Here is a 9,051-nt window from a genome sequence, read left to right on the forward strand (position 1 = left end):
ACGTAAAGGCCTTCATTCTGCCGGAAAAAAGAAAGCACCGAAGATATGATCGTTCGGTGCTTTATGTTCCGCCTAAATATCCATTCAGCTATAAGTCACGTGAGGCTTAAGTGAACGGCATTACTGCTATGCAGGGGCTTTTTCTTTAGTTTAAGAAAACATCGTATTCCACTAAGATACTAGGCTGTTTATGATCCTTTAGCGGCAGAACTGGATACTATGGAAACCAACGAGATTAAAGATGTGCTGATGCAGGCATTGGCACTGGATGAAGTACATGTAACGGGCGACGGCAGCCATTTTCAGGCGATCGTGGTCGGTGAACTGTTCGCCGGCATGAGCCGCGTCAAAAAACAGCAGACGGTTTACGCACCGCTGATGGAATACATTGCGGACAACCGCATTCATGCCTTGTCTATCAAGGCGTACACCCCTGAAGAGTGGCAGCGAGACCGCAAACTCAACGGATTTTAAGGCTGTTTGCCCTGCCGGGCGGGCAGCTTCAGATTAGATAACAGAGAGTAGTCAGATGGATAAATTTCGTGTGCAGGGTCGGACTCGCCTGAGCGGTGAAGTGTCTATTTCCGGGGCCAAAAACGCCGCCCTGCCGATCCTGTTCGCCGCCCTGTTGGCGGAAGAGCCGGTCGAGCTGCAGAATGTCCCTAAGCTGAAGGACATCGACACCACCATTAAACTACTCAACCAGTTGGGTACCAAGATCGAGCGTAACGGCTCGGTCTTCGTGGACGCCAGCGGCGTGAACGAGTTCTGCGCCCCTTACGATCTGGTGAAAACCATGCGCGCTTCCATCTGGGCGCTGGGGCCGCTGGTGGCGCGCTTCGGCCGCGGCCAGGTTTCCCTGCCGGGCGGTTGCGCCATCGGCGCGCGTCCGGTCGATCTGCACATCACCGGCCTGGAGCAGTTGGGAGCCGAGATCAAACTGGAAGAAGGTTACGTCAAGGCGTCCGTCGATGGCCGCCTGAAGGGCGCGCACATCGTCATGGACAAGGTGAGCGTGGGCGCGACCGTGACCATCATGAGCGCCGCGACCCTGGCGACCGGCACTACCATTATCGAGAACGCCGCGCGCGAGCCGGAAATTGTCGATACCGCCAACTTCCTCAACACGCTGGGCGCGAAGATCAGCGGCGCCGGCAGCGACAAGATCACCATCGAGGGCGTCGAGCGCCTGGGTGGCGGCGTGTATCGTGTGCTGCCTGATCGCATCGAAACCGGTACCTTCCTGATCGCCGCCGCGGTTTCCGGCGGCAAAGTGATGTGCCGCAATACCCGTCCGGATACGCTGGATGCGGTGCTGGCCAAGCTGCGCGAAGCCGGTGCCGATATTGAAGTGGGCGAAGACTGGATCAGCCTGGACATGCACGGCAAGCGCCCGAAAGCGGTCACCGTGCGCACTGCGCCGCACCCGGGCTTCCCAACCGACATGCAGGCCCAGTTCAGCCTGCTGAACCTGGTGGCGGAAGGCACCGGTGTCATCACCGAGACCATCTTCGAAAACCGCTTCATGCACGTGCCGGAGCTGATCCGCATGGGCGCGCACGCGGAAATCGAGAGCAACACCGTGATTTGCCACGGCGTTGAACAGCTGTCCGGCGCTCAGGTGATGGCGACCGATCTGCGCGCCTCCGCCAGCCTGGTGATCGCCGGCTGCATCGCCGACGGCGTGACCGTCGTCGATCGCATCTATCACATCGATCGCGGCTATGAGCGTATTGAAGACAAGCTGCGCGCGCTGGGTGCGAACATCGAACGCGTAAAAGGCGAGTAAGTCATTCGCGCCGGCGCGGCTGCGTCGGCAGGATGAAAATCAAAGGGCCGGCTACCTATGCCGGCCCTTTTTAATTGCTGTCTTCCGGGAATTCACCCACCGTCATTTTCAACGTAATGCGCTTGCCGTCGCGCAGTACGATGACCGGTATCTCGGTGCCCGGCCTGATCTCCGCCACCTGATCCATCGTTTCCAGCACGGACACCGCCGGCTTGTTATCCACGTTGATGATGATGTCGTTGATCTGGAAACCGGCGTTGCTCGCGGGGCCGTTCGGCGTAATCTCGGTCACGATGATGCCCTGCAGGCGATCGATGCCGGAATTGGAGGAGCGCAGTGGAATGATCTCTTTGCCCTGAATGCCGAAATAGCCGCGGATAACGCGGCCGTCGCGGATCAGCTTGTCCATGATTTTGGCGGCCAGTTCGATCGGAATGGCGAAGCCGAGGCCCTCCGGCGTTTCGCCGTCGGTGATTTTGTCATAGGTCAGGGTGTTGATGCCGATTAGCTCGCCCAGCGAGTTGACCAGTGCGCCGCCGGAGTTGCCGCGGTTGATAGAGGCGTCGGTCTGCAGGAATGTCTGCCGGCCGGTGGTGCTCATACTGATGCGTCCGGTGGCGCTGAGGATGCCCTGAGTGACGGTTTGCCCCAGGTTATAGGGGTTACCGATCGCCAGCACCACGTCGCCGACGTGGGCAACGCGGTTTTTATTGGTCGGGATCACCGGCAAATTGCCGGGATCGATCTTCAGCACCGCCAAATCGGTCAGGCCGTCGGAGCCGACCAGCAGCGCTTCGTAGCGGCGGCCATCCTGCAACACCACGGTGATCTGCTGCGCGTCTTTGATCACGTGGCGGTTGGTGATGATGTAGCCGCGTTCGTTCATGATCACGCCGGAACCGAGCGACAACACGTTGGTGGCGCCGTTCAGGTTGCGGTTGTAGATGTTCACCACGGCGGGGGCGGCGCGGCGCACCGCTTTATTAAAGCTCACCGGCGTTTCGTCGCTGGTATTCTCAGGTTTGTCTGCAAACAGGCCGTTGGACGAACGCAGCATGGGCAGCGCGGCCAGCAGCAGGCCGGCAACGATGAGACCGATAACGACGGAACGCAAGAGCTTAGCAAACATGGAGTTTTCGTGGTGTGATGAACGATGTTCGGAGGATAGCATGAGTTAACCGGGCGCAGTATGTCACCGAGCCCGGTTTTTGCACAAATTAACGCAGCAGCAGATAAATGGTTTCGTTACCGCGCACGATATTGAGCGCCATTACCGGCGGCTTGGCCTCCAGCACTTTGCGCAGTGCGGTGATGCTGTCTACGCGCTGACGGTTGACGCCGATGATCACGTCGCCTTTTTGCAGGCCGATCTGCGCCGCCGTCGAACCTTTATCTACATTCTCCACCTTCACGCCCTTGTCGCCGCTCGGCAGCGCGCCGTTGCTGAGGGAGACCCCCTGCAGCGCCGGCGACAGCGTTTCGGCGTTGGTCGAGGCGTTCTCGCTGTTGTCCAGCGTGACCGAGACTTCCTGCGGTTTGCCGTCGCGCAGCAGGCCGACCTTGAGGGTTTTGCCCGGCGCGGTGGTGCCGACCTTGGCGCGCAGCTCGGCGAAGCTGCTCACCGGTTTACCGTCGACGGAAACCAGGATATCCCCGGCCTTGATGCCGGCCTTGGCGGCGGCGGATTTCGGCAGCACTTCGCTGACGAAGGCGCCGCGCTGCGCGTCGGTGTTGAAGGCTTTGGCCATGTCAGGGGTCATTTCGCTGCCCTTGATGCCGAGCAGGCCGCGTTTCACTTCGCCGAATTCGATCAATTGCTGGCTCAGGTTCTGCGCCATATTGCTCGGAATGGCGAAGCCGATGCCGACGTTGCCGCCGCTCGGTGCCAAAATGGCGGTATTGATACCGATCAGCTCGCCGTTCAGGTTAACCAACGCGCCGCCGGAGTTGCCGCGGTTGATTGAGGCGTCGGTCTGAATGAAGTTTTCCAGCCCTTCCAGATTCAGGCCGGTGCGGCCGAGTGCCGAGATGATGCCGGAGGTGGCGGTTTGGCCCAGGCCAAACGGGTTGCCGACCGCCACGGCGAAGTCGCCGACGCGCAGCTGATCGGAGTCGGCCATCTTGATGGCGGTCAGGTTTTTGGTGTCGCTGAGCTGCAGCAGGGCGATGTCGGATTGCTCATCGCGGCCGACCAGTTTGGCGTCCAGCTCGCGGCCGTCGTTCAGCTGCACGCGGATTTTATCGGCGTTGTTGATGACGTGGTTGTTGGTCAGCACGTAGCCTTTGGCGGCGTCGATGATCACGCCGGAGCCCAGCCCTTCAAACGGGCGGGAGCTCTGCTGTTGGCCGGGGAAGTTGGGGCCGAAGAAGCGTCTGAACTCTTCCGGCAACTGCTGACGCTGCACCTGGGTGCCCGCGACGTGCACGCTCACTACGGCGGGCAAGACTTTTTCCAGCATCGGCGCCAGGCTCGGCAGCGGCTGCCCCTGGACGGCGACGGGCAGGGCCGCGTTGGCCGCCGGTACGGCGCTGAGCGCCAGGCCGAGGCTCATTGCCAATGCACTAAGAATTAAAGACTTTTTCTTCATTGATGATAACTCTCTCAAGACCTGCCGATGAAAATTTGATGATAAGGCAATCACCTTGTCATAGTGAAGGGTAAGACCGTGAATTTGCGTGCAAAGTTCAGTAAAGGTAAGGCGAAGGAAGGTCAATAAGACACAAAGGGGCAATAAACCCGCGGGTGGCCCCGCGGGCGAAGAAGGGATATCAGTCGCGGCGTGCGCTTTGACCGCGCAGCAGGCCGGAGGCGCCTTCCGAATAGTCGCGCGGCATTTCCACCGGCGCTTGATCGTTGTCCGCTTCCGCTTCGGTCAGGCGATAACGGAACGGGTTCTCCTGCATCGGCAGATCCGGCAGCAGGTTATTGGAGCTTTTCGCCATGTGTTGATACAGCTGGCGATAATCGCGAGCCATGTTGTCCAGCAGCTCGGCGCTGCGGGCGAAGTGGCCGACCAGCTCCTGGCGGTACTCTTCCAACTCGGTTTTGCTCTTGTCCAGCTCGTTCTGCAGGACTTGTTGTTGACGTAATTTACGGTTGCCAAAACGCATCGCCACCGCACCAATCACGATACCGACGACCAAACCAATCAGCGCATACTCCCAGGTCATGATGACTCCTATTTTGACTTCGTTGTTCCGCAGGGATTTTTTCACTTAATAATATCCACTATAACCGTTAACCTTGTCCGAGTGGAATCCTGATGCGCTTCCACCCAGTGTTTACAGGGTTTTCAACGGCGCCCGCAGCGGGCATTTGTGGCGATAACGGTGCGAATCGGCATCAACTTGCCGCCAACGTTGGCTAAATAATTTCTAAGCGTTCTTAGGGAACATCGAACAGATGCAGGCACTATCACCGTTATCTCGCTACCAGCAGGCGCTGGACGCGGGGGAATATCAGGCCGATGAGGTTCAACGCCGGGCCGTCGCTCAACTGGATCGCATTTATCAGGCCCTGCAGCAACAGCCGGCGGCGAACGCGCCGGCCGGCGGGCTGCGCGGCAAGCTCAGCCGTTTGTTGGGCAAGGGCGGCGAAACGGCCCCGCAGCGCCCGGTGCAGGGGCTGTATATGTGGGGGGGCGTCGGGCGCGGCAAAACCTGGCTGATGGACATGTTCTTCCACAGCCTGCCGGGCGATCGCAAAATGCGTCTGCACTTCCACCGTTTCATGCTGCGGGTGCATGAAGAACTGACCGAACTGCAAGGGCGGGAAAACCCGCTGGACATCGTCGCCGACGGCTTCAAGGCCGAGACCGACGTGCTGTGCTTCGACGAATTCTTCGTGTCCGACATTACCGACGCCATGCTGCTGGCCACGCTGCTGCAGGCGCTGTTCGCGCGCGGCATCACGCTGGTGGCCACGTCGAACATCCCGCCGGACGATCTGTACCGCAACGGCCTGCAGCGGGCGCGTTTCCTGCCGGCTATCGCGCTTATTAACGAGTACTGCGACGTGATGAACGTCGATGCCGGCATCGACTACCGCCTGCGTACCCTGACCCAGGCGCACCTCTACCTGACGCCGCTGAACGACCAGACGCGCGCGACCCTGGATCGGATGTTCGTCAAACTGGCGGGCAAGGCGGGGGAGGAGGCGCCGGTGCTGCAGATCAACCATCGGCCGCTGCAGGCGATCCGTTCGGCGGAGGGCGTGCTGGCGGTGGATTTCCACACCTTGTGCGAAGAGGCGCGCAGCCAGCTGGACTATATTGCGCTGTCGCGGCTGTATCACAGCGTGATCCTGTATAATGTGCAGGTGATGGGGCCGTTGAAAGAAAATACCGCGCGCCGTTTCCTGGCGCTGGTGGACGAATTCTACGAACGGCACGTCAAGCTGGTGATCGGCGCCGAGGCGTCGATGTTCGAAATCTACCAGGGGAAGCAACTGAAGTTCGAGTATCAGCGCTGCCTGTCGCGCCTGCAGGAAATGCAGAGCGAAGAGTACCTCAAGCTGCCGCATCTGCCCTGAGTCCGCCGGGCCTATCGCCGGTTGCCTGCCACCGGCGATAAATTTATTTTCCATTCAAAAACCGTTCGATCTTTGTGAGCGACTTCTCTATAATCTTGCGACCCCACGTTACAACAAAGTTTTTTTCCCAAAAACTTTATAGTGCCGGCAATGGCTATTCGAAGGGGTAGGTTTGCTGGACTTGTATGGTCGTGTGAGCCTCAACTGTTTTCGAGCGTTTGGGTGTTCACCAACGTGTAACTAATTATTGGGTAAGCTTTCTAATGAAAACTTTTACAGCTAAACCAGAAACCGTAAAACGCGACTGGTACGTTGTTGATGCAGATGGTAAAACTTTAGGCCGTCTCGCTACTGAACTGGCTCGTCGTCTGCGCGGCAAGCATAAAGCGGAATACACCCCGCACGTGGATACCGGTGATTACATCATCGTTCTGAACGCTGACAAAGTTGCTGTAACCGGCAACAAGCGTACAGACAAAGTGTACTACCACCACACCGGCCACATCGGTGGTATCAAGCAAGCGACCTTTGAAGAGATGATTGCCCGCCGTCCTGAGCGCGTGATTGAAATCGCGGTTAAAGGCATGCTGCCAAAGGGCCCGCTGGGTCGTGCTATGTTCCGTAAACTGAAAGTTTACGCGGGCACCGAGCACAATCACGCGGCACAGCAACCGCAAGTTCTGGACATTTAATCGGGATTAATGGCAATGGCTGAAAATCAATACTACGGCACTGGTCGCCGCAAAAGCTCCGCCGCTCGCGTCTTCATCAAGCCGGGCAACGGTAACATCGTTATCAACCAGCGCAGCCTGGAACAGTACTTCGGTCGCGAAACTGCCCGCATGGTAGTTCGTCAGCCGCTGGAACTGGTCGACATGGTTGGCAAACTGGATCTGTACATCACCGTTAAAGGTGGTGGTATCTCCGGTCAAGCTGGCGCTATCCGTCACGGTATCACCCGTGCACTGATGGAGTACGACGAGACTCTGCGTTCTGAACTGCGTAAAGCTGGCTTCGTCACCCGTGACGCTCGTCAGGTTGAACGTAAGAAAGTCGGCCTGCGTAAAGCACGTCGTCGTCCGCAGTTCTCCAAGCGTTAATTTTCGCTGCTTCGGCAGTGCGATTTACGCAAAAAACCCGGTGCTTCACCGGGTTTTTTTATGCCTGAAATCCGCCGTCCCCGACTAAAATCTGTGGCATATCAGACAATTCAACATGAATTCGCCGCACCGTCCCCACAAAACAAGCAAAATCTGGTAAACTATCACCCACTTTTGCGCCTGTTCGCCGTGCAGTTGACTGCCTGGGCCGGTTTTTTATGGGCTTGGGTCGCGCTGCGTGCTGCCGGCCTGCGGCAAGATTATTCAGGATAGCAGCCTGTCAGTTGGCTATTCGCAGTATTTTCTAGATAACTTGGAGGTTTTCATGGCTGTCGCTGCCAACAAACGTTCGGTAATGACGCTGTTCTCTGGCCCGACCGACATTTTTAGCCATCAAGTACGTATCGTACTGGCGGAGAAAGGTGTCAGCGTCGAGATCGAGCAGGTCGAAATGGATAACCTGCCGCAAGATCTGATTGACCTCAACCCTTACCAGACGGTGCCTACGCTGGTCGATCGCGAACTGACCCTGTATGAATCCCGTATCATCATGGAATACCTGGATGAGCGTTTCCCGCACCCGCCGCTGATGCCGGTTTACCCGGTTGCCCGCGGTGAGAGCCGTCTGATGATGCTGCGCATCGAGAAGAACTGGTACTCGCTGATGGACAAGATCGAAAAGAGCAGCGGCCAGGAAGCGGAATCCGCCCGTCGCCAACTGCGCGAGGAGCTGCTGGCGATCGCACCGATCTTCGGTCAGGCGCCGTATTTCATGAGCGAAGAGTTCAGCCTGGTGGATTGCTACCTGGCGCCGCTGTTGTGGCGTCTGCCGCAGCTGGGCATCGAATTGAGCGGCGCCGGCTCCAAAGAGCTGAAAGGCTACATGACCCGCGTCTTCGAACGCGACGCTTTCCTGGCTTCCCTGACCGAAGCCGAGCGTGAAATGCGCCTGCAAACCCGGGGCTAAGCGCGATGGACATGTCTCAAATGACGCCGCGTCGCCCGTATCTGCTGCGGGCATTCTACGACTGGCTGCTGGATAACCAGCTGACGCCACACCTGGTGGTCGACGTGACTCGTCCGGACGTGCAGGTGCCGATGGAGTTCGCGCGTGACGGCCAGATCGTGCTGAATATCGCGCCGCGCGCGGTAGGCAACCTGGCGTTGGGCAACGAAGACGTGCAGTTCAACGCGCGCTTCGGCGGCGTGCCGCGTCAGGTTTCGGTGCCGATGGCCGCCGTGCTGGCGATCTATGCGCGTGAAAACGGCGCCGGCACGATGTTCGAACCGGAAGCCGCCTACGACGAGAGCGAAGGCGTGTTCGAAGGTCTGGACAATGAGACTATCCCTTCGGAAACCCTGATGTCGGTGATCGACGGCGATCGCCCAGATAGCGTGGAAGACAACGGCCCGGACGACGAACCGCCGCAGCCGCCGCGCGGTGGCCGCCCGGCACTGCGCGTGGTGAAATAACCCTGCGCGAACAAACGAAAAAGCACCCCCTGGGGTAATGCTGGTCACTTAAGGGTGACCAGCAACTTTTTTATCTGGATATTTCCTGCTTCTGGCCCGGAGTTCTCTAGGATAACTTCGCTCTCTGCGCCCTGGTAGTACCAGCCATTTCGCCTGTT

Annotated in this window: 11 protein-coding genes; 8 read left to right on the forward strand and 3 right to left on the reverse strand. The window is 58.5% G+C overall.

Features of this window, described 5'->3' with window-relative positions; all coding sequences use genetic code 11:
- The first annotated feature begins 219 nt into the window (after nt 1–219).
- Together ibaG and murA are read left to right on the forward strand one after the other, a co-directional pair.
- Nucleotides 220–474 carry a BolA family iron metabolism protein IbaG gene (gene ibaG / locus M6G53_RS24450; protein WP_004937066.1) on the forward strand — a complete coding sequence of 85 codons (255 nt, stop codon included), beginning with the start codon at nt 220–222 and terminating at the stop codon, nt 472–474.
- Between the two features lie 55 nt (nt 475–529).
- Nucleotides 530–1,789: a UDP-N-acetylglucosamine 1-carboxyvinyltransferase gene (gene murA / locus M6G53_RS24455; protein ID WP_253335102.1), complete on the forward strand. Its 1,260-nt coding sequence runs from the start codon at nt 530–532 to the stop codon at nt 1,787–1,789.
- A gap of 70 nt (nt 1,790–1,859) precedes the next feature.
- On the opposite strand, the gene degS is transcribed toward murA, so the two are convergent.
- The 3 genes from degS to zapG all read right to left on the reverse strand — a co-directional run bounded on the left by degS (nt 1,860) and on the right by zapG (nt 4,960).
- Entirely contained in the window at nt 1,860–2,918 is a 1,059-nt protein-coding gene (gene degS / locus M6G53_RS24460) for an outer membrane-stress sensor serine endopeptidase DegS (RefSeq protein WP_253335103.1), read from the reverse strand.
- Between the two features lie 88 nt (nt 2,919–3,006).
- A complete protein-coding gene (gene degQ / locus M6G53_RS24465) occupies nt 3,007–4,377 on the reverse strand; it encodes a serine endoprotease DegQ (RefSeq protein WP_253335104.1) in 1,371 nt (456 codons plus the stop codon).
- Between the two features lie 181 nt (nt 4,378–4,558).
- A complete protein-coding gene (zapG, locus tag M6G53_RS24470; RefSeq protein ID WP_004937074.1) occupies nt 4,559–4,960 on the reverse strand; it encodes a Z-ring associated protein ZapG in 402 nt (133 codons plus the stop codon).
- 232 nt (nt 4,961–5,192) lie between these two features.
- On the opposite strand from zapG, the gene zapE reads away from it, so the two are divergent.
- From zapE to sspB, 6 genes are all read left to right on the forward strand, one after another.
- The gene (gene zapE / locus M6G53_RS24475) at nt 5,193–6,320 is read left to right on the forward strand and encodes a cell division protein ZapE (protein ID WP_253335105.1); all 1,128 of its coding nucleotides are present in this window, start codon (nt 5,193–5,195) and stop codon (nt 6,318–6,320) included.
- A gap of 263 nt (nt 6,321–6,583) precedes the next feature.
- Nucleotides 6,584–7,012, forward strand: a complete 429-nt coding sequence (gene rplM / locus M6G53_RS24480) for a 50S ribosomal protein L13 (protein ID WP_004937079.1) — start codon at nt 6,584–6,586, stop codon at nt 7,010–7,012.
- A 15-nt stretch (nt 7,013–7,027) separates the two neighbouring features.
- On the forward strand, nt 7,028–7,420 hold the full coding sequence (rpsI, locus tag M6G53_RS24485) for a 30S ribosomal protein S9 (protein ID WP_004937080.1): 393 nt from the start codon (nt 7,028–7,030) through the stop codon (nt 7,418–7,420).
- Between the two features lie 60 nt (nt 7,421–7,480).
- The gene (locus M6G53_RS24490) at nt 7,481–7,693 is read left to right on the forward strand and encodes a hypothetical protein (RefSeq protein ID WP_253335106.1); all 213 of its coding nucleotides are present in this window, start codon (nt 7,481–7,483) and stop codon (nt 7,691–7,693) included.
- Between the two features lie 52 nt (nt 7,694–7,745).
- On the forward strand, nt 7,746–8,387 hold the full coding sequence (sspA, locus tag M6G53_RS24495) for a stringent starvation protein SspA (protein WP_004937082.1): 642 nt from the start codon (nt 7,746–7,748) through the stop codon (nt 8,385–8,387).
- Nucleotides 8,388–8,392: 5 nt separating this feature from the next.
- Nucleotides 8,393–8,893, forward strand: a complete 501-nt coding sequence (gene sspB / locus M6G53_RS24500) for a ClpXP protease specificity-enhancing factor (protein ID WP_253335107.1) — start codon at nt 8,393–8,395, stop codon at nt 8,891–8,893.
- Nucleotides 8,894–9,051: the final 158 nt, after the last annotated feature.

It is taken from the genome of Serratia nevei, from assembly GCF_024160145.1.
Lineage (GTDB): Bacteria > Pseudomonadota > Gammaproteobacteria > Enterobacterales > Enterobacteriaceae > Serratia > Serratia nevei_A.